Below are 19,843 nucleotides of genomic sequence, written 5' to 3'. Positions count from 1 at the left end.
TATCAGGATCGGGGGTCGAAGGCGTCGCGGCAGGCTTCGCCGATAAACACCAACAGGGACAGGATCAACGCCAACGTAAAAAACGCGGTCAGCGCCAGCCACGGGGCTTGCAGGTTGTTTTTTCCCTGGCCGATCAACTCACCCAGGGACGCACTGCCCGTGGGCATGCCGAAGCCAAGAAAATCCAGGGCGGTGAGGGTCGAAATGGCCCCGGTCAAAATGAACGGCAAGTAGGTCAAGGTGGCAGTCAGCGCGTTGGGCAGAATGTGCCGCAACATCACCTGAACATCGCCCACACCCAGGGCTCGCGCGGCCTTCACGTACTCCAGGTTGCGCCCGCGCAGGAACTCGGCGCGCACCACATCCACCAGGGTCAGCCAGGAAAACAGCGCCATGATCCCCAGCAGCCACCAGAAACCCGGTTCGACAAATCCGGACAAGATGATCAGCAAGTACAGGACCGGTAGCCCCGACCAGATCTCGATCAGGCGCTGCCCCAACAGGTCGACCCAACCGGCGTAATAGCCTTGCAGCGCGCCGGCGGCGACCCCGATCAAAGTGCTCACCACGGTCAGCGCCAAGGCAAATAACAGCGATACCCGGGTGCCGAAAATCACCCGCGCCAATACATCCCGGGCTTGATCATCGGTGCCCAGCCAGTTGCTCGCGCTGGGCGGCGCCGGCGAAGGGGTCGTGAGGTCGTAGTTGACCGTGTCGTAGCTGAACGGAATAGGCGCAAACAGCATCCAGCCGCCCTGCCCTTCAATCAGTTCATGCACGTAAGGGTCACGGTAATCCGGCTGAAACGGCAACGTGCCGCCGAAATCCTGCTCGGTGTAGCGCTCGAAGGCCGGGAAATACAGTGAGCCCTGGTACGCCATCACCAGTGGCTTGTCGTTGGCCAGCAGTTCGGCACCCAGGCAAACGGCGAACAGCGCCAGGAACATCCACAGCGACCACCAGCCGCGGCGATTGCGCTTGAAGTGCAGCCAGCGGCGACGGGTAATCGGAGTAAAAACCGGCATCAGTGCGACCTCGCGGAAAAATCCAGCCGGGGGTCCAGCACGCGGTAGCACAGGTCGCCCAGCAACTTGATGACCAACCCGACCAGGGTAAAGATAAACAGCGTGCCGAAGACCACGGGATAGTCCCGTGCCACTGCCGCTTCGTAGCTCAGGCGACCGAGGCCGTCGAGGGAGAAAATCACTTCAATCAGCAACGAGCCGCCGAACAACATCGCGGTGAGCGCCTGGGGCAGGCCAACCACGATCAGCAGCATGGCGTTGCGAAACACGTGTTTGTACAGCACCTGTTTTTCGCTGAAACCCTTGGCCCGCGCGGTCACTACGTACTGGCGGCTGATCTCGTCGAGGAAGCTGTTTTTGGTGAGGATGGTCAGTGTGGCAAAGCCGCCAATCACCAGCGCCGATACCGGCAAGACAAGGTGCCAGAAGTAGTCCACGACCTTGCCCGCCCATGACAGGCTGGCAAAGTTCTCCGAGACCAGGCCGCGCACCGGAAACCAGTTCAACAGGCTACCGCCGCCGAATACCACGATCAGCAGCAAGGCGAACAGGAACGCCGGCATGGCGTGGCCGATAATGACCGCCGCACTGCTCCACACATCGAAGCGGCTGCCATGGCGCACGGCCTTGCGGATGCCCAGCGGGATCGACACCAGGTAACTGATCAGCGTGGCCCAGAAGCCCAGGGACAAAGTCACCGGCAGTTTTTGCAGGATCAGGTCGGTGACCTTGGCGCCGCGAAAGAAGCTATCGCCAAAATCCAGCCGCGCGTAGCTGCTGAGCATCAACCACAGCCGCGCGCCAAGGGGCTTGTCGAAGCCGTATTGGCGCTCGATATCGGCCACCAGCGCGGGGTCCAGGCCACGAGTTGTGCGCGATTCAGTGCTGCCGGTTTCCACCCGTGTGCCGGCCACCGACGCTTGGCTGCCGATGCCTTGCAAGCGCGCGATGGCTTGCTCAACCGGGCCACCCGGGGCGGCTTGCACGATAAAAAAGTTGACCAGCAGGATGCACACCAGCGTCGGCACGATCAGCAATAAACGGCGCGCGCTATAGGCCAGCATGTTGGGAAGCCTCAGTCAGTTGACGCATCTGTGCGGTGGTCAGCGGTGTCGGGCTCACTTCCCACCAGGTGTCGATGCCCACGTCATTGAGCGGCGCTGTGCGGGGCCGACCAAAACGGTTCCACCACAGCGAGGACGAGCCCGGCGGGTAATAGTTGGGAATCCAGTAGAAGCCCCACTGCAACACGCGGTCGAGGGCATGGGCGTAGCGCACCATGGTCGGGCGGTCGTTGGCGCGGACAAGGCCATCGATCAAGGCGTCCACCGCCGGGTTGCGCAGTGCCATGTAATTGTTGGAGCCAGGGTCATCGGCACTCTCGGAACCGAAGTAGTTGGTCAGCTCGCGGCCCGGCGATGGGCTGACCGGGTAGCCGTTGACGATCATGTCGTAGTCCCGTGCGCGCACGCGGTTGGCGTATTGGGCCGAGTCGATCATGCGGATCGTGAAGCCGATGCCGATCTGCGCCAGGTTGCGTTTGTAGGGCAGCAGCAAACGCTCGAAGCCTTTCTGGGCATTCAGGAAGGTGAACTGCAACGGCGTGCCCTCGGCGTTAACCAACTGGTCGCCGCGCGGGGTCCAGCCCGCCTCGGCCAGTAACTTCAGCGCTTGCGCCTGCTGCGGCCGAATGCGCCCGCTGCCATCGGTGCGCGGCGGCTGGTAGACCTGGGTGAACACCTCCTCCGGCACTTGCCCGCGCCAGGGTTCCAGAATGGCCAGCTCCTGGGCATCCGGCAGCTGGGTGGCCGCCAATGCGCTGCGGGAAAAGAAGCTGCGCTGGCGCAGGTACAGGCTGTGCATCATCTGCCGGTTGCTCCAGTCGAAATCCCACAACAGGCTCAGCGCCTCGCGCACGCGGCGGTCCTGGAACTGCGGTTTTTGCAGGTTGAACACAAAACCCTGGGTGCCCTGCACGGCATTCGGCGCCAGTTGTTCACGTTGCAGACGACCGTCGCGCAAAGCCTCGCCGTCGTAGCCCACCGAATAACTGGTGGCGGAAAATTCGCGATTGAAGTCGTAACCCTGGGCTTGCAGGATCTGGCGCGACACGTCGCCGTCGGCAAAAAACTCAAGCCGCAGGGTGTCGAAGTTGTACTGCCCCTGCGTCACCGGCAGGTCTCGCCCCCACCAGTCCTTGACCCGTTCGAAGGTGACACTGCGGCCGTTGTCCACGCTGCTGATACGGTACGGGCCGCTGCCCACCGGCGGTTCAAAGCCGCCGCCGTTGGCGAAATTGCGCCCCTGCCACCAATGTTCCGGCAGCACCGGCAGTGAAGCGAGGTCCAGGGGCAAGGTGCGATTGTCGGCGCTTTTGAAGGTGAACCGCACTTGGGTCGGCGATTCCACCAGCACCTGGTCCACATCGGCAAAGCTTTGGCGATACGCCAGGCTGCCTTCGGTGGTGAACAGCTTGAAGGTGTAGGCCACGTCCTGCGCGGTGATGGGCGTGCCATCGGCAAACCGCGCCTTGGGATTGAGGTAGAAACGCAGCCATGAATGGTCATCTGCCAGCTCCATGCCTTGCGCGACCAGCCCGTACACGGTGTACGGCTCATCCTGCGAACGGTACGCCAACGGGCTGTAGAGCCAACCCTGGATCTGGGTGATGCCGGTGCCTTTGTCGACATACGGGATCAGGTGATCAAACGCCCCGCCTTCCATCGACGAACGACGGAAACTGCCGCCCTTGGGCGCGTTCGGGTTGACGTAATCCAGGTGTTTGAAGTTGGCCGGGTACTTGGGCGCTTCGCCGTATACCGTCAAAGCGTGCGTCGGTTGAGCGAGCAGTGACGGCGCCCAAAGGCCCGTCAGCAGTGCCCACACCATGAAGCGAAACAGGCTCACAAACTCAACTCCTTTTCCAAAAACACTGAAGGCTCACTTATGCAGGGTTGTGCGTCGACGCCAGGGTTTTTATAGAGCACCGGTTAGACCGTTAGCGCATGGGCTTATGCGCTACTTGCCGAAGTGGTAACTCACGTCCAGCCAGACCTGGCGGCCATAGGGGTCGTAGTTGCCGCTGGGGTAATACGGCCAGCCGGCGGAGTCATCGTGCTTGACCTGATTGAGCAGGTTGTTGACGGTCAGGCCGACACTCGCCTGCTCGTTCACCTGGTAACGGGCGCTGGCGTTGAAGGTGGTCCAGGGCGACAGGCGCCCATCGCCGGCGCCATTGGTCACGCTGCCGTAGCGAATGCCGGTCAGCGTGGTGGTGAGGTGCTGGTAGTCCCAGGTCAGGCTCGCGTTGACCTTGCTGCGCCAGTCGTGGTTGTCGGTGCTGGAGCGCAGGTTCTGGGTTTGCGCATCGTCCGATTCCTTGAGGTAGTGGGACAGCACCAGGCTGTAGCCAATCGCCGAACTGAACGCGCCGTACTGGCCTGCGCCCCAGCGAATATTACTCTTGAGGTCCAGGCCGCTGACCCGCTCGCTGGCGGCGTTGATCGCATTGACCTGCACCCGTTGCAGCACGTTCGGGTCCACTGCCGCCGTGCTGGCATTGCGCTGGATGCGTGCCAGGACGTCGGCGCAAGTGGTCGCATCAAGCTGGCCGTTGCGGCACTGGTTTTCCTGTTGCAGCAAGCGGTTGATGTCGACGGTGGTCAACAGGTCCTTGATTTCGACGCGCCAGAAGTCGGCGGAGAAATCAAACTGATGCGAGGGCGACCAGACAAAGCCATACGTCCAGGACTTGCCACGCTCGGAGGCGAGGTCCGAATTACCGGTCTGGGTGTAATCCACGCGGCCTCGGTCACACGCCCCTTCTACGCCCTTGCTGCAACCGTAATAGTCGATCTGGTCAGGCGTGTAGCCATTGGTCGCGGCCTGGTAGAGGTAGTTGAGGTCGGGTGCGCGAAAGCTGGTGCCGTAGCTACCACGAAACAGCAGGCTGGTCACCGGGCGCCATTCCAGGCCCAGGTTGTAGGTTTTTTGTTGCTCGGTGCGGCCACTGAATTTGTATTGGTCCCAGCGCCCGGCCGCCGAGGCGAGCAAGGTGTCGGTAACGGGAATGCTCAGCTCGCCACCCGCGGCGTAGCGGTCACGCGAACCGCCTGAATTGGAGGCCGGGGTGGTGTTGTAAAACGTGCCGTCATTGAGTTGGTCGTCGACATCGACGCTGTAGGATTGCCGCCCCACTTCGGTCACACCGGCAAAGCCCACCGGCCCGGCGGGCAGCTCGAACAGGTCGCCGTTGATGTTGGCGCTGAAGGTTTGGGAAACCGATTTACTCTTCTGCACCAGGTTGCCGCGAAACTGATCCCACTGCTCCGGAGTCAGCGGCTGGTCCAGCCGCGAAGGGTCTGGCGCGAAGACCGGGTGCCCGTCCTGTGTGCCCAGTTGCGGCCCGAGGTAGTAATCGCGGATGCCGCTCAAAGGCGTGTAGCGGGTGGTGCGGTCGCTGGTGTACTCGGAGCGGTTCGCCGCAATCTGATAACCCCAATCACTGTTGGTGAACTTGTCTTCCAGGCCCAGGGTGCCGGTCCAGGACACTTCGCGCCATTTGCTGTTGTTGCTGGTCTTGCCACCGATTTCCTCGCTGGAAAAGTTGCGTGACCAGCGCTCCAGGTTACCGGTGTTGCGGTTGATAAAGTCCGGCGAGGTGAAGCTTGGGCCGCGCGTGTTGTTCTGCGTGTGATCAAAGCCAAACATCAAGTCGGCAAACACTTTGCCGGTGTCGCTGAAATGCCAGGTGCCGCGCGTGTAGCCGTCATAGTTTTCCTTTTGCGCCTGCAAGGTCCAGTAGTCGTTGTAGTACTGGTTGGTGGTGCAGCGGGTGCTGCTGCCACCGAGCTTGCCGTTGTAGATACCGCCGTAGGCGCCGCAGCCGGGGCCGAGGTAGGCGCCGCTGTCGAGGTTACGGCGGTAGCCCACATCCTTGGCCGGGCCGTCGCTCATAAAGCCGCGCTGGTTGGCCCAGATCGGTTGGCGCTGGGTCAGCTCCAGGCCGAATACCCCGTCAAAATCGCCCCAGGTGTCGCCGCCGCTGATCTGCAGGCGCTGGTTGTCTCCGCCGCCACGCTCGGCGGCGCCACCACGCAGATTGACGTCCACGCCGCTGATTTTGTCTTTGAGGATGATGTTCACCACCCCGGCAATCGCGTCGGAGCCATACACCGCCGAGGCGCCGCTGCTGAGGATCTCGATACGCTCGATCATCACCGCCGGGATGTTCGCAAGGTTGGTGAAGTTGACCGCGCCGTCGTACGCCGTGGGGTAGTCGGCCACGCGCCTGCCGTTGATCAGCACCAGCGTGTGGTTCGGCCCCAGCCCTCGCAGGTTGAGGGCACTGGCGGCCGGCTGGAAGGTGTTGCCGTAGTCTTCGCCCTGGGTCATGCCGGTGTTCTGGGTTTGCGAAGCGATGGCGTCGTAAACGTTTTTGTAGCCCCTGCGGGTGACTTCGTCAGCGGTGATGACCGTGACCGGCGACGGCCCTTCAACCTGGGCACGGGCAATGCGTGACCCCGTGACCACGACCTTTTCCAACGCCACATCACCCGGGACTTTCGCCGCCGTGGGCGCCGCCTTGACCGCCGCTGCAGGTGGCTTGGCCGCCCGGCGCAGGGTCCAACCGCCGTCGCCACTGGGCACGGCGTCAAGGGCTGCACCGCGCAGTGCCTGTCGCAGCGCTTGCTCGGTGGTGAAGGTGCCCCGCACCGGCGCGCTGGTCAGGCCTTGCACAAGGTCTTGCTGGAAGGAAATGATCTGCCCGCTGCTGCGTGACAGGGTCAACAGCGCTTGGTCGAGGGGGCCGCTGGCGATATCAAAATCAAAAGTCTGGGCGGTCGATATCGCAGACAGCGGCTGTGCCAGCACCGCCGTGCCATGTCCCGCCAAAGTCAGGCCAATCGCCAGAGACAGTGCCGCCAGAGATGCGCGACTGAGAGGTTTGAGTTGCATGGTTGAGGTTCCCATCATTGATATGCCGTTGATGGGTTGAACAACAGATCGGGGTTTTTTATAGGCAGCCGTTAGGCTAAAAAAGCATGGGTTTATAACGGCCCGAAACAACACTCCCGGGCAGATACACCCTGGCCTGTATTGGGTTGTGCAACAGTGGCGGGGGTTTTATAGGGCTGGGAAAATTATTTTTATCGGCGCTCGATACTGACCCAATAAGGGCTGTGATAATCGATCTGCACCGGCAAGGATTTGGCCAGCAATTGCAGGGCGCCCTGGCTGTCGTCCAGCGGGAAAATCCCGCTCAGCCTCAGGCTCGCCGCCTCGGGGCTGACGCGGATGATGCCGCGCCGGTAGTCACGCAGGGCTTGCACCACTTCACCCAATGAGCGGTCACGCACTTCCAGCAAGCCTTGGGTCCACGAGGCCTCGCCGCCGCTGGCGGTTTCCAGGTCGAGGATGCCATGGGCATTGAACGTGGCTTTCTGGCCGGCACTGATCACCTGCACAGTGCCGTCGCGCGTGGTGATTTCCACCTGGGAATGCAGCATCGTGATTTGGGTACGATCCTCGCCCTGCTGTACCAGAAACCGCGTACCCAAGGCGCGCATGCGGCCGTGTTCGGTCTCGACGATAAACGGTCTGAGACTGTCCTTGAAAACGTCGACCAGCAGCTTGCCGTCGAGCAACTGCAACAGCCGTTGCCGAGCATCGAAATGCGTCAGCACCTTGCTGCGCGCATCCAGGGTCAATGCACTGCCATCCTCCAGCGTGAGGTTCAGGCGCTCGCCCGTACCGGTGCGCAAAGCGCCCAACGGCAACCAGCTGTCGGACAGCCGCGTGATCAGACTTCCAAACGACACAACGCCAACCAGCGCCAGGGTATTGCGCAAGAAGCGCCGGCGGCCCGACGGTGCGTTGAGGGTGTGCAACAGGCTGTCGCGGGGCATGCGGCGCAGTTCGTCATTGTTCAGCACGGCCGGGACGCCGCCCATCATGTTGAAGATTTCGGCACGCCGTGGGTCGCCCTCACTCCAACGACGGAACGCCTGGTGCTCCTGAGCACTGGCGTGCCCGGATTGCAGCAACGCCATCCACTGCGCCGCCTCGTCGATGATCGCCTCATCCGGCGCGCTGTGGCTCATGGCTGTGTCATCGCCAGGTAGCAGCGCTTGAACGCATCGGCCATGTATTGCTGAACCCGGCTGACCGAGACCTGCAGGCGCTCGGCAATCTGCGCATAGGTCAAACCGTCCAGCTGGTGATACAAAAACGCCGCCTTGGCCTTGGCCGACAAACCGTCGAGCAAGCGGTCGACTTCCAGTAGCGTCTCGATCAACAGCAAACGCTCCTCGGGCGACGGGTGCACCATCATCGGCGCCTGGGCCAATGCTTCCAGGTAGGCACGTTCCAGGTCCTGGCGACGCCAGCCCTCATACATCAGGCGCCGCGCGATGGTGGTCAGCAACGCCCGCGGCTCGCGGATTTGCGAAGGGTCGGGCAATGCCAGTACCCGCAGGAAGGTCTCCGATGCAATGTCCTGAGCCCCATGGGCGCAACCCATCGACCGGCTTACCCGCGTGCAAAGCCAACTGTAGTCACTTTTGAACATCTGCCCAATCAGACCGAAATGTGGGTTCTGATTCACACCCATTGCATGCTCCATGCGAATAAAGGCCATTCAGCCTGGCGGTTGATGAGCAATGGAAAGCCATCGCTGGAGGCGGACTTTGCATGAGGGGAGCATAGGTTAGGAAAGAATAAAAAATAACAGCGGCCTGTCAAATTGGCATATGCAGAAAAATCAGATACGGGGCAGCGCCCTGGCTGTCAGGTCAGTGCGAAGACACATAGACAGAAGGCTGCACCGGCGCTGGCAGCGAATAGGTTGCTTTCATCCATTCGACTTCAGCATGGGGTGTGCGGCCGAAGTAGCGCTTGAACTCTCGGCTGAACTGCGATGCGCTTTCATAGCCCACGTTAAAAGCCGCAGATGAGGCCGACATGTCGTCGCGGAGCATCAATAACCTTGCCTGGTGCAGACGAGTCGATTTCAGGTACTGCATGGGTGAGGAGTCGGTGACTGTTCGAAAGTGCAGATGAAAGCTGGGTACGCTCATACTTGCCTCCTGGGCCAGGCACTCGACGTCCAGCCGCTCCTGGTAACAGCTGTGTATCTTGCGAATGGCGCGGGTCACCTTTGCGAAATGGCCTTGCTTGCCAAGGGCCGCCCGCATGGACCCTCCTTGTTCACCTGCGATGATCCGGTAGTAAATCTCGCGCACCAGCGAGGGGCCGAGGATCGGGCCATCGACCGGATGGCTCATCGCTTCGAGAAAGCGCAGTGTGGACTCGCGCAACATCTCGTCCATCGGCGAGGAATACATGCCTTTGGGACGTTCGTGGGGCGGACCGGATTTTTCGTCAATTTCCAGGATCAGTTCGCCAGCGAGTTTGAAATCCAGGCGCATGTATACCGCCAGCATCGGTTCCTCTTCGCTGGCGTCGGTTTCCATGGTGAAAGGCACTGGCACAGACACCACCAGGTAGTGCTGGGCGTCGTAAAGGTAGACCTCGTCGCCCAGATAGCCGAGCTTGCGCCCCTGGCACAGGATGACGATGCCAGGCTCGTAGAGCACTGGCGTGCGGGTCAGCGGGCGATTGGAGCGCAGAAAGCGTATGTCTTTCAGTGCGCTCAGGTTGTAGCCCTCCAGGGGGGCCAACTGCTCCATCAGTTGGACCATGCGCCGGGTTCGCGCGGCAAAATGATTCATAGGCCCCTCTTGCGGTTTCACGAAGCGTGACCATCCGTAGAGCGTGTCAGTGCTTCCCATTGGTCGATGTCACGCAGGGATTGCGTCAGCTTTTCGCGCACAAAGCCTATCGCATCGCTGCCGAGCAGCAGGTGGGCCGGTGGGTTGTCGCTGGCGATCAACTGCAGCATGGCTTGCGCAGCTTTTTGCGGGTCCCCCAACTGGTGGCCGCTTTTCGCTTCGCGCGCCTGGCGTACCGGATCAAAGCTGGCATCGTAGTCGGCAATGCTGCGGGGCGTACGCTGCATCGAGCGGCCGGCCCAATCGGTGCGAAATGAGCCTGGCGCCACGGCGGTGACAAAAATGTTGAATGGCTTGAGTTCTTTGCTCAGGGTGTCGGAGATGCCTTCCAGCGCGAACTTGCTGGCGCAGTAGTAGGCGATACCCGGCATCGTGATGGTGCCGCCCATGGACGTGATGTTGATGATGTGCCCGCTGCGGCGCTGGCGGAAGTACGGCACAAACGCCTTGGTCACGGCAACGGCGCCGAACACGTTGACGTCGAACTGACGACGCATTTCTTCCAGCGGCGACTCTTCGAAAATGCCCTCATGGCCGTAACCTGCGTTGTTCACCAGCACATCCACCGGGCCGTAGCGGGTCTCGATCTCGGCAACGACGCTGTCGATCCGCTCAAAGTCGGTGACATCCAGGATCACGCCATGAGCACGCTCCGCTGATAATGCCTCGAACGTTTGCAGCGCGGCTTCGTTGCGAACGGTACCAATGACACGGTGGCCTGCAGCCAGTGCCTCGGTCGCGAGGGCCTTGCCAAAGCCGCTGCTGATGCCGGTGATGAACAGGGTTTTGCGAGTGCTCATGGAAATTCCTCTCGGTTACTGAGTGCTAATGGTAGCCAAGCAACCGCTGGCGACCTATGCCGGATCATCTATGAGGCTTGCCTATTCCTATTCGCTTCTACTCGTACTCTCAATTGTCCCGGTGTGGCTCGATTGGCGCAGGCTGATGCGTGGTCCGGCCCGCCCCAGTGGGTGTCACTGAGGCGGTCGGCACCACTCCACGTTACGTCAGCCAGACATCCACCTGCCGCTCCGCGCCCTCTATAAACACCAAGGCCTCGACCTGCCCCGCCTCTATCAGGTCTTGGCTGACGCCTTTTATCAATTCAAGCTGCGCGGCGCTGTCGACCAGCTCAACACGTGCTACCGGAGCCTTCATGGATTGGCTGGCGTCAGACTTTGCTTTGCGAATCGCAGACAGCACGCTGCTCAGGCTCATCAATAACTGTTCAACAGCCGCGTCAGGGCAAGCGTCCCCTTGCGGCCAGGGCGCCTTGTGCACTGAGCCGCAACTCCAGGATTGCCAGACCTCCTCACACACAAAGGGCAGAAATGGCGCAAACAGTCGCTGCTGCACGCTCAGCGCATGTGCCAATGCATTACGCGCCGAGTAGCCGTCGGGTCGGTAGGCACGACGCTTGACCAATTCGACGTAGTCATCGCAAAACCACCAGAAGAATCCTTCGATACGCGACAACGCCCCGCTGTAGTCATAGGCCTCCAGCGCGGCGGTAGCGTCCTGGACTACGCCACCCAAGCGTTCAAGCATGGCTTGATCCAGCGGTTGGTCGATATCCCCGGTGTCATCCTTCGCAAAGCCTTGAACCAACCTCGAAAGATTGAACAGCTTGACGGCCAGGCGGCGGCCGATTTTCATCTGCTGCTCTTCAAAGGCTGTGTCACTGCCGAGCCGCGCCGAGGCCGCCCAATAGCGCACGCCGTCACTTCCATACTGGTCGAGCAAGGCTTGAGGGGTGACCACATTCCCCTTGGACTTGGACATTTTCTTGCGATCAGGATCAAGGATCCACCCGGAAAGCGCGACGTTGCGCCATGGCGCGCAACCGTGTTCAAAATGGCTGCGTACCAGTGTCGAGAACAGCCAGGTTCGGATTATGTCGTGACCTTGGGGCCTGAGGTCCATCGGGTATATTTTGGCAAACAACCCATCGTCCTCTCCCCAGCCGCCGGCAATCTGAGGCGTCAGGGAACTGGTGGCCCAGGTGTCCATGATGTCTTGTTCACCGATAAACCCGTTGGGTTGACCACGTTGTTCGGATCGATAGCCCGGTGGCGTATCCAGGCCCGGATCAACAGGCAGGCTTGCCTCACTGGCGATAATCGGAGCGCCATGCTCGGCTTCGCCTTGCGCGTCCAGGCGATACCAGAACGGAATCGGCACGCCGAACGTACGTTGACGACTGATTAGCCAGTCTCCATTCAACCCCCCTACCCAATGCTCGTAACGCCTGAGCATGTGCGGCGGATGCCAGTCCAACGCCTGGCCAGCGTCGAGCAACACGTCCCTCAGGTTCGCGTCGCGTCCGCCATTGCGCAAGTACCATTGCCGCGTCGCGAGAATTTCCAAAGGCCGGTCGCCTTTCTCGAAGAACTTTACCGCGTGGTTAATCGGTCGTGGTTCATCTCGCATGGCGCCGCAGTCACGCAACATCGAAACGAGCTGCGTACGAACCTGGGACAGGGAACGGCCGGCCAGGCCTGAGTAGGCCTGTTGGCTGCGCGGAGTCGTCAACCAGGAGGGCGTCTCAAGTAACAGGCGCCCGTCCTTTCCCAGGACTGACCGTGTGGGCAGCTGCAACTCCCGCCACCAAATCACATCGGTTAGATCGCCAAAGGTGCAGACCATCGCCAACCCGGTGCCCTTGCCGGGGTCACCCAAAGGGTGGGCCAGCAGCGGAACGTCCAGGTCAAAAATCGGCGCACGCACGGTCTGCCCGAACCTCGCCTGATAACGAGCGTCGTCCGGGTGAGCCACCAGCGCCACGCATGCCATCAGCAACTCAGGTCGAGTCGTAGCAATCTTCAGTTCGGCACCATCAGCCGCGTCGAAGCCGAGTTCGTGATACGCACCCGCAACCTCGCGCTCCTCAAGCTCTGCCTGGGCTACGGCCGTCTGGAACGTCACATCCCAGAGACACGGAGCCTCCTGGCTATACAGTTCGCCACGCTGGTAGTTATGCAGTAACGCGCGCTGACTGGCTCGTTGGGAGCGTTCATCAATGGTGGCGTATGAAAGACTCCAATCAACGGACAAGCCCAGTTGCACGAACAGTGCACGGAACGCTTGCTCATCGATGGCCGTCAGCTCATGGCACAACTCGATAAAGTTGCGCCGACTGATGACGGCAAAGTCAGCCCGTTTTAATGGAATTGACTCGGAGGGTTTGAAGCCAGGCTGGTAAGCGGCCAACGAGTCGCAACGTACGCCGTAGAAATTCTCGACCCTGCGTTCGGTCGGCAAGCCATTGTCGTCCCAACCCATGGGGTAGAACACAGCCTTGCCGCGCATCCGCTGGAACCGGGCGATGATATCGGTGTGGGTGTAGCTGAAGACATGGCCAACGTGCAACGAACCTGAGGCTGTCGGTGGCGGCGTGTCGATGGAGAATACAGCGTCGCGTTGGGCGCTGTGGTCAAAGGCATACGTGCCTTCGAGCTGCCAATGCTGAGACCAGCGTGTTTCGAGGTTTTCAAGCGAGGGGGTGACGGTTTGATCGTTTAGAACTTCATCACGTTTAACGGTGACATAGCTTCCTCCTGTCAACATCATGGGGCGCGACAACGGTTGTGCGCCGAAGCAAACTTTATATTCAATCGCCTGCGGAAAGTAAACCCCTTGAACCAGGCCATTTTTTCCACAAAATAGCGTAAAAACAGTCCGGAAGATTTCTCACATTCAACAGGTACCCTATGCACACCCCCGTCACAATCATCGGTGCTGGCCTGGGCGGTCTCATCCTGGCCCGCGTGCTGTACGTCCACGGTATTGCCGCCACCGTCTATGAAGCAGAGCCGTCGGCAACCGCACGCGCCCAAGGCGGGATGCTCGATATCCACGACTACAACGGCCAACTGGCCTTGCAGGCAGCGGGCCTGACGGACGAGTTCCGCGCGCTTATCCTGAAAGGTCGCGAGGCGACTCGGGTGCTTGATTGGCAGGGTGCCACTCTGTTGGATCAACCGGACGACGGCACAGGCGGCCGTCCCGAGGTCATGCGTGGCGAACTGCGCAAGATGCTCCTCGATTCACTGCCCGCCGGTACTGTGCGCTGGGGCCACAAGGTCAAGAGCGTGCGCGCCCTCGGCGAGGGTCGCCACGAAGTGACCTTCGCCGACGGTACTTGCGTTGCCACCCACCTGCTGGTTGGCGCGGACGGAGCCTGGTCAAAGGTCCGGCCGCTGCTCAGCGACGCTGCCCCCGAGTACATGGGCCGCTCGTTGATCGAAACCTACCTGTATGACAGCGACGCCCGGCACCCGGCCACCTCCAGGGCGGTAGGTGGCGGTGCGATGTTCGCACTTCAACCGGGAAAAGGGATCCAGGCGCACCGTGAGACGAGCGCCACGCTGCACACCTACGTAGTGCTCACCGAATCCCAAAGCTGGTTTGCCGCCATCGATTTCACCGACACGCCAACGGCGGCGGCACGGATCGCGCAGGAATTCGCAGGCTGGTCCCCTGCCCTCACGGCGCTGATCACCGACAGTGACACCGAACTGGTATGGCGCCCGCTCTTTATGCTGCCGGTTGAGCACCGCTGGGAGCGGGCGCCGGGCGTAACGCTGATCGGTGATGCCGCACACCTTGCGGCCCCGAATGGCGAAGGCGCGAACCTGGCCATGTACGATGGTGCCGAACTCGGCAAGGCCATCGCCTCATACCCTGATGACGTCGAAGCCGCCCTGGGCGAATACGAACAGGCCATGTTCCCGCGCAGCGCGCAAATGGCTGCCGAGGGGAATGAACTGCACGAGTTGCTGTTTGGTGACGATGCACCCTATAGCCTGGTCAGCATGTTCAACGGGGCAAGTGCCTGAACAGGGCTCGGGTCAATCACACTGGAAGGACTCAAGGACGTTATAAATTTCGGCAACCACCTGCCGTGTCGCGCCCTCGATGGTTCCTTCATTCCGGCATAACACCCAGCCGTGATCCGCAACCGCTCGCTCGAACGCCCGGGTACAGGCGACATGTTCTGCCAGCGTGTGGATCACGGTACTGCTCAGCCCACGCCGGCGTGCCGCGGCCCGTGCCCATGAGATATCAGGGTCAGTGACGACCCCGATATGCAGGTCCGGCACTTGCACGTTTCGATCAATGTTCAACTGCAGGATTTCTGCCAGCGGGACTTCCCGGCGAAACGCGGCATCAGACGGGTACCAGCGGTCGATCAGGACGATGCTGCCTGGTGGCTGTCTAGCCAGCACGTGCCGGGAAATCCACGCGCGGCTATCAGCGAAGCGTTCACAAACCTCCCACTCCAGATCCAGGCCGGGATGCCTGGCGAGTCTGTTAACGAGGGTCATTGTTTCACTTCTGAAGGGATCGCTTTTTCTCTCGCAAAGCCGGACCACCATTCTGTTGTCAGCCCTAAGCGCTTTTGTTACGGCCTCCAGCAATGTGGTTTTGCCGGTGCCCTTGGGGCCATCCATGGAAACAAACAACGGACGGCCAGCCGCCTCGCTCAACACGGCTTGTCGATCCGGCTGCACATGGTTTCGGCGATCACCCTGGCCAGTGCAGATTGATCGAATGGCTTGGGTAAGCGCGTCAATGTGGTCTTGAGGTCCAGGGAGATTTCCGCAAAGCCTGAGGAAAGAATGATGGGAAGGTTGGGATACAACGACTCGATGTTGCCGGCAAGCTCGATCCCGGTCATGTCCGGCATTGCCATGTCTGTCACGACCAGGTCAAAGCACGCGCCTTGCGCCAGGAACGCCAACGCAGCATGCCCATCTCCTGCCGACACAACATGATGGCCCAGATCTTCAAGCATCGCCCCGGTGCTGATCAGCACCAGCGGGTCGTCATCTACCAGCAGAATCTCGAGGCTTTGCTGATGGGCTGCATCGGGTGTATCTGCAGTTGATGCCAGCGCCGCAGACTGTGTGGTGTCGGTCACCGCCACCGGTAACCAGAGCTCTGCGGTTGTGCCCTCTCCTACCTGGCTCTTCAGCACAAAGTGGCCCTGTGACTGTGCCGCCAGGCCATGCACCATCGAAAGCCCAAGCCCGGTGCCTTTTCCCGCTCCCTTGGTGGTGAAGAACGGCTCCATGGCCCGTTGCAAGGTCGCGTCATTCATCCCGGGGCCGGTGTCGATGACAGAGATGCAAATCAGCCTTTGCGAGTCATTCGTCCCGCCGGGAAACGCATCCTCCCGCGCTGAAATCAGGATCCTGCCCCGACCTTCCATTGCGTCCCGGGCGTTGATCACCAGGTTCATCACAGCCATTTCCAGTTGGCTCATGTCGACCAATACCGGCCGCAGGATCAATGGGAACTGTGTGTCGACGTTGATGCCTGCGCCCAACATGCGGGACAGCAGGTCTGACATGTTGCGGATCAGATCGCCCACATCCACAGGCTGAGGGTCAAGCTCCTGGCGACGGGCAAAGGCCAGCATGCGCTGAGTCAGCGTTGCGCCCCGCTGGGCGCCCGCGATGGCATTATTCAGTAAGGCGCAGGTTCTCGAGTCCTGCGGGACACGCTTCTTGGCGAGTTCAAGACTCCCCAGAATCACCATCAAGAGGTTGTTGAAGTCATGGGCGATGCCGCCGGTGAGCTGGCCCAGGGACTCCATTTTCTGGGATTGGAATAACGCCTCTCGGGTTTCCTTGATCTCCTGTTGAGCCTGGACGCTTTCGGTAACGTCCCGGGTGATCTTCGCAAACCCCACCAGCTCACCCAGTTCATTCTTGATCGGGTCGATAACCACATGGGCGAGGAATCCCGTGCCGTCCTTGCGCAGGCGCCAGCCCTGCCCTTCGTAACGACCTTCCCTGACCACCGTTTCAAGGGCGCGCTGGGGGACGTTGTGGTCTACGTCCTCACGCTGGAAGAACATGGAGTAATGCCTGCCGATGACTTCTGCCGGCCGGTAACCCTTGATGCGCTGGGCGCCGGCGTTCCAGGTGGTGATCACGCCGTTGGGGTCCAGCATATACAGCGCGTAGTCGGTGACGCCTTGCACCAGCAGGCTGAATTGCTGCTCGCTCTGGCGCAGCGCCTGCTCCGCGGCCTTACGCTCGGTCAGGTCCCGTGTGACCTTGGCGAAGCCAATCAACGTGCCGTCGTCGGCGCGTATCGGGTCGATGATCACCAGTGCCCAGAGACGAGTCCCATCCTTGCGGATGCGCCAACCTTCGCCCTCGAAGCGCCCTGACTGCTCGGCGCTCTTGAGTGCCCGGCCCGGCAAGTCCGAGGCCAGGTCTTCCGGGGTGTAGAACAGCGAAAAATGCCTGCCCAGCACTTCACTCTGTTCGTACTGCTTGATCTTCCTCGCCCCGGAGTTCCAACTGCGAATCAAGCCGTTCGTATCAAGCATATAGATGGCATAGTCGACCACTGCGTCGACGAGCAGTCGATACCGGTCGTCCTGATTGAAAGGCCCTTGTGCAGGATGGGATGGCATCAGGAAAGTCTCGGGACAAATGAGTGGCTTGAACCCTCAGTATGTCTAAAAACATCCCCGGCCCACCAATTTATTCATCTGGACAGTTGTTTTGAGTCAACCGCCGCCGTTGCGCGCAAACCGTGGAATCTTCAATCCCAGGCTTTCCCGCAAGGTCGTACCTTCATAAGCCGTGCGATACACGCCGCGCTCCTGCAACAACGGGATGACCTCGTGCGTGAAGCGTTTGAACTGCTCCGGATGGCCGATGTAGATGTTGAAACCATCCACCGCGCGGGCTTCAAGCCAGTCAGCCATTTTCCGAGCGACGGTATCCGCCGATCCGACAAACGCTCCCGGGCGCAGTTGCCGCCCGAACTCCACCGCCTGGCGCAATGTAAAACCTTTCTCCCGTGCCTGATCGGCAATGCGTTTGGCCGCGGTAAAAAAGCTGCTGCGTGCCGCCTCCAGGCTCTCCTGCGGGAACGGCGCATCAAGGTCGTACTGGCTGAAATCATGCCAGCCGAAATTGCGTCCGAACTCCTTCAGCGCCAGCTCGAAACTGTGGTCGGCCTGATGGTAGTGCCGCTCGATTTCACGCGCCTGTTCATCGGTATCGCCTACATAAATCTCGGCGCCGGGCATCACCAGCAATTGCTCCGGGTCACGGCCATGTTGCAGCGCCCTGCTCTTGATATCCCGATAGAAAGCCTGGCCCTGCTCGATGCTGGCCGCATGGGTAAAGATCACATCGGCCGTGGCCGCACCGAGGTCGCGGCCTTGTTCCGAATCGCCAGCCTGGAAGATCACCGGTTGGCCCTGGGGTGAGCGCTGGATATTCAGCGGCCCGACCACGGAAAAGTGCTCGCCCTTGTGATTCAGGCTGTGGAGTTTGGCGGGGTCGAGAAACCGGCCGGTGGCGCGGTCACGCACGAAGGCATCTTCCTCATAGGAGTTCCACAGGCCCTGCACGACCTGGACGTGTTCGGCCGCCCGGCCATAGCGGGTGTCGTAGTCATAATGTTCGTCGCGGCTGTAGTTGCCGGCGGTACCGGCGTCGCCGCTGGTGACCACGTTCCAGCCGGCGCGGCCTTTGCTGATCAGGTCGAGTGAGGCCAGGCGCCGCGCGACGTTATAGGGCGAGTTGTAAGAGGTCGTCAGCGTACCGACCAGGCCCAGGTGCCGGGTGCTTACGGCAAGTGCCGATAACAGCGTCAGCGGCTCCAGCCGGTTCAGGTAGTGGGATGGCGAACCCGGTGTGATGAATTGGCTGTCGACGATGAACATCAAGTCGAACAATGCCGCCTCGGCCTGGCGTGCAATGTCGATGTACCAGTCGACGTTGACGCTGGCATCGGCCGGCAATTGCGGGTCGAGCCACAGATTGTGGCGGCCGGGCCCGCCGCAGCCCATGGTCAGGGCGCCGAGTTTGAGCTGTCTTTTAGTCATGTCCAACGTATTCCTGGAAGCGTTCAGGGCTGGGTTCTGGCGACGGCTGGCTGCAAGGACGCCGCGAAGGAGTCGTCGAACAGCTTGGCTGCCGGGTAAGACTTGACCAGTCCCTGGCTTGCGAAAAAGTCCACGGTCTTTTGTGCTTCTACAGGCGACTGGGCTGTCACCGGTTCGACCGTCGTGCGTGCCCGGGCAAACCAGGCGCGGGCAATGTCGGCATCTGCGCGGGTGCGTTTGGCCCAGGCATCTGCATACGCGTCGGCGTTGGCCGGGCTTTGGCGCGTCCAGTCACGGGCTTTCTTCAGGCGTTGGAGAAAATCGCTGATTTGCGCACGCTTGTTATCGACGGCCCTGGTGCTGGCGGCGACGAAACTCTGGGCCGGGATCAGCCCGTCTGCGGTCGCCAATACCCGTGCGCCCTGGCGTTCCTGTTGGGTGACGTAGGGTTCCCAGGTGGCGATGACGTCGACCGAACCGCCTTCCAGTGCGTGGGAAGCATCCAGTGCACTGAGGTAGCGCAACTCCAGGGCGTCTTTCGGCACGCCCGCCTTATCCAGTGCGGTCAGCAGGAGTTGCTGGCTCCAGGAGCCTTTCCAGATAGCGGCGCGCTTGCCTTTGAGGTCCGCAAGGCTGTGGATCGAGGAATCCTTTTTCACCAGGATGGCCACGCCCTCGAGGTTTTGCCGGCTGATGGCAATCACCTTGATCGGTGCGCCAAGTGCACCGAGGAACAGCACGGGCGCATCGCCGAGCAGGCCGATGTCGAGGCTGTTGGTATTGAGGGCTTCCGCCACCGGAGACCCGGCGGTGAATTGCTTCCATTCAAGGGTGTAGGGCAGATCATCCAGCACCCCCGCCGCTTCCATCACGGCCTGGGCGTTGTAGCTTTGGTCTCCGACCACCAGCGTTTGCGCGTTCGCGGTCAGGCACAGCAGCGAGGCGGCCAACCCGGCCGCCAGTTTTGTCAGGTAACGCACGTTCGTCTCCAGATGCCTTCTCAAGCATTGAAAGTCGATCCGCGCGTGCGGTCTCGGCAGTGTTCGTAGGGAGGGCTACGATGAGGGGCTGACGGCTGCATGTAAAATACCTATAACGCATAACCTAATTCGATATTAATGCGTTAAATGCATTTTTGTGGGTGGTCGGCGCGCACGGACATTGCG

Annotated in this window: 14 protein-coding genes; 1 reads left to right on the top strand and 13 read right to left on the bottom strand. The window is 60.9% G+C overall.

The window, feature by feature from the left end:
• Positions 1 to 2: 2 nt before the first annotated feature.
• The 9 genes from HX869_RS18655 to valS all read right to left on the bottom strand — a co-directional run bounded on the left by HX869_RS18655 (position 3) and on the right by valS (position 13,387).
• Positions 3 to 1,025 (bottom strand): ABC transporter permease, encoded by a 1,023-nt coding sequence (locus tag HX869_RS18655; protein WP_166742170.1) that lies wholly within the window; start codon positions 1,023 to 1,025, stop codon positions 3 to 5.
• Entirely contained in the window at positions 1,025 to 2,089 is a 1,065-nt protein-coding gene (locus tag HX869_RS18650; RefSeq protein ID WP_178903477.1) for a microcin C ABC transporter permease YejB, read from the bottom strand. The genes HX869_RS18655 and HX869_RS18650 overlap by 1 nt, the downstream gene beginning before the upstream one ends.
• A complete protein-coding gene (locus HX869_RS18645; protein WP_177052054.1) occupies positions 2,076 to 3,914 on the bottom strand; it encodes an extracellular solute-binding protein in 1,839 nt (612 codons plus the stop codon). The genes HX869_RS18650 and HX869_RS18645 overlap by 14 nt, the downstream gene beginning before the upstream one ends.
• 129 nt (positions 3,915 to 4,043) lie before the next feature.
• Positions 4,044 to 6,983, bottom strand: coding sequence for a TonB-dependent receptor (locus HX869_RS18640; protein WP_178903476.1), 2,940 nt, complete (start codon positions 6,981 to 6,983; stop codon positions 4,044 to 4,046).
• 191 nt (positions 6,984 to 7,174) lie between these two features.
• Entirely contained in the window at positions 7,175 to 8,128 is a 954-nt protein-coding gene (locus tag HX869_RS18635) for a FecR domain-containing protein (RefSeq protein WP_178903475.1), read from the bottom strand.
• Positions 8,125 to 8,637, bottom strand: a complete 513-nt coding sequence (locus HX869_RS18630; protein WP_178903474.1) for a sigma-70 family RNA polymerase sigma factor — start codon at positions 8,635 to 8,637, stop codon at positions 8,125 to 8,127. The genes HX869_RS18635 and HX869_RS18630 overlap by 4 nt, the downstream gene beginning before the upstream one ends.
• A gap of 181 nt (positions 8,638 to 8,818) precedes the next feature.
• Complete coding sequence (locus HX869_RS18625) at positions 8,819 to 9,757, bottom strand: AraC family transcriptional regulator (protein ID WP_178903473.1); 939 nt, start codon at positions 9,755 to 9,757, stop codon at positions 8,819 to 8,821.
• Between the two features lie 17 nt (positions 9,758 to 9,774).
• Positions 9,775 to 10,617, bottom strand: coding sequence for an oxidoreductase (locus HX869_RS18620; protein ID WP_003217687.1), 843 nt, complete (start codon positions 10,615 to 10,617; stop codon positions 9,775 to 9,777).
• Between the two features lie 202 nt (positions 10,618 to 10,819).
• Complete coding sequence (gene valS, locus HX869_RS18615) at positions 10,820 to 13,387, bottom strand: valine--tRNA ligase (protein ID WP_178903472.1); 2,568 nt, start codon at positions 13,385 to 13,387, stop codon at positions 10,820 to 10,822.
• 140 nt (positions 13,388 to 13,527) lie between these two features.
• Between valS and HX869_RS18610 the strand changes: the two genes are divergently transcribed.
• The gene (locus HX869_RS18610) at positions 13,528 to 14,655 is read left to right on the top strand and encodes an NAD(P)/FAD-dependent oxidoreductase (protein ID WP_178903471.1); all 1,128 of its coding nucleotides are present in this window, start codon (positions 13,528 to 13,530) and stop codon (positions 14,653 to 14,655) included.
• Positions 14,656 to 14,667: 12 nt separating this feature from the next.
• Here HX869_RS18610 and HX869_RS18605 read toward each other — a convergent pair whose 3' ends face one another.
• The 4 genes from HX869_RS18605 to HX869_RS18590 all read right to left on the bottom strand — a co-directional run bounded on the left by HX869_RS18605 (position 14,668) and on the right by HX869_RS18590 (position 19,657).
• Positions 14,668 to 15,270 (bottom strand): dTMP kinase, encoded by a 603-nt coding sequence (locus tag HX869_RS18605; protein WP_178903511.1) that lies wholly within the window; start codon positions 15,268 to 15,270, stop codon positions 14,668 to 14,670.
• Between the two features lie 32 nt (positions 15,271 to 15,302).
• Positions 15,303 to 17,249 (bottom strand): PAS domain-containing sensor histidine kinase, encoded by a 1,947-nt coding sequence (locus HX869_RS18600; protein ID WP_178903470.1) that lies wholly within the window; start codon positions 17,247 to 17,249, stop codon positions 15,303 to 15,305.
• Positions 17,250 to 17,345: 96 nt separating this feature from the next.
• A complete protein-coding gene (locus tag HX869_RS18595; RefSeq protein ID WP_178903469.1) occupies positions 17,346 to 18,677 on the bottom strand; it encodes an LLM class flavin-dependent oxidoreductase in 1,332 nt (443 codons plus the stop codon).
• Between the two features lie 23 nt (positions 18,678 to 18,700).
• A complete protein-coding gene (locus HX869_RS18590) occupies positions 18,701 to 19,657 on the bottom strand; it encodes an ABC transporter substrate-binding protein (RefSeq protein WP_178903468.1) in 957 nt (318 codons plus the stop codon).
• Positions 19,658 to 19,843 lie beyond the last annotated feature (186 nt).

This window comes from Pseudomonas sp. P7779 (genome assembly GCF_013386315.1).
Classification (GTDB): Bacteria; Pseudomonadota; Gammaproteobacteria; order Pseudomonadales; family Pseudomonadaceae; genus Aquipseudomonas.
The sequence above is the reverse complement of the archived record's forward strand: the minus strand, read 5'-3'. Positions and strand labels throughout refer to the sequence as shown.